The following is a 1517-nucleotide window of genomic DNA, read 5'->3' on the forward strand; positions in this document are numbered from 1 at the left end:
GGATGACGCGGAAACGGCCCCTCCCGGGGCCGTTTCAGTTCCAGATCGTTGTTTTCGCCCGCTGAGCTGGGCCTATGCCGGAATCTCTCCCACAGAAACCACCGAAGAGCCCATTTTTTTGTGTAAAAAGGACGAGTGAAATATAATGCTTAAAAAATATTGGATAAAATGTCCGATTTGTAACGGAAAGACGAGAGTTCAAGTATTTCATAATACTGTATTAAAAGATTTTCCTCTTTTCTGCCCTAAATGCAAATTGACGCATATCATTGATGTAGAAAAATTAGAGATTGTAATCAAAAATACAGAAAAACAAACTTTTATTATTTAGAAGAAAGGATATAAAAATGAAACGTTTACCTAAATATACGCCTGCGGAAGTACGGAATGATCCATACGGATTTACTTACAAAGAAATGTCGGAAGTTATTGGCGAGAATGAAGCAAAAGCCTTATATGAAGAATTATATAAGCAATTACCACGCAAAAAAAATCTATCAATGTTGGTAAAAAATATTTGCAAAAGTAGCGATACTGAAAAGTATGTTTACGAACTGAAAGACAACAAATACATTGAAACGGTTTTTATCAAGCGGCGAGATGGTGGAACTGTTTGCGTGAGCACACAAGTCGGTTGTCCTGTTGGTTGTATTTTTTGTGAGTCCGGACGCAATGGTTTTGTTCGTAATCTAACACCGTCAGAAATCGTACAACAGATTATATTGTTGCGTCGAAAAGTAAACCGTATCGTTTTTATGGGTATGGGAGAGCCTTTATTCAATTATGACAACTTGATAAAAGCAATCCATATTCTTCGAGATAGAAATGGACTTAACTTTCCCACCGATGGCATTACCATATCAACAGTTGGTCCGGTCGATCAATTAAAAAAATTGCGCGAGGAACATCTTAAAATTCAGTTGACAATATCTTTACACGCAGCAACACAATCTGCAAGAAATCGTATTATTCCTCACATGCGCATATATGCTATTGAAGATGTTGTTAAGCAAGCCTTATCCTATTCTGAAAGGCATAATCGCAAAATTGTCTTTGCGTATTTGCTTTTACCGGGTATAAATGACCGGCCCTCAGATGTAAGACAACTTGCAAAATGGTTTCGGGGCAAAAAAGTTATGATTAACGTGTTACAATACAACCCAACAAGCAATTCAAGAATTAAAGCACCACAGAAACGGGAAATAGTTGCATTCAAACATCAATTAGAGCAAGCAGGACTTGAAGTTACTATTAGAGTTTCTCATGGCAGAGAGATTAACGCGGCTTGTGGACAGTTAGCTAACACATATAATAAATTCAAAAAAAAATGATTAAAAGTGCCAGACGCATAGACGCAGAGCCGATAACGCATTAGGTCAAAAAACCTATGTGTTATCGGCTTTTTTAGAGGCTTCGGTAGTTTGTGTGACAAGGGGCTAGCCTAGGCAGCAACGCTCTTCGCTCCCTTCACGCCCTTCTTCCTCGCCTTCACCGGGCGACCCGGGAGCTGGGGCTGG

At 39.3% G+C, this 1517-nt stretch carries 2 protein-coding genes; both read left to right on the forward strand.

What is annotated here, in order from left to right; translation table 11 throughout:
* Positions 1-145 precede the first annotated feature (145 nt).
* Positions 146-331 carry a cysteine-rich KTR domain-containing protein gene (locus ACTNBY_RS09280; protein ID WP_003431289.1) on the forward strand — a complete coding sequence of 62 codons (186 nt, stop codon included), beginning with the start codon at positions 146-148 and terminating at the stop codon, positions 329-331.
* Between the two features lie 16 nt (positions 332-347).
* Positions 348-1331 (forward strand): 23S rRNA (adenine(2503)-C(2))-methyltransferase RlmN, encoded by a 984-nt coding sequence (gene rlmN / locus ACTNBY_RS09285; RefSeq protein ID WP_441064276.1) that lies wholly within the window; start codon positions 348-350, stop codon positions 1329-1331.
* Positions 1332-1517: the final 186 nt, after the last annotated feature.

This window comes from Collinsella sp. HCP28S3_E12 (assembly GCF_052065595.1).
GTDB lineage: Bacteria > Actinomycetota > Coriobacteriia > Coriobacteriales > Coriobacteriaceae > Collinsella.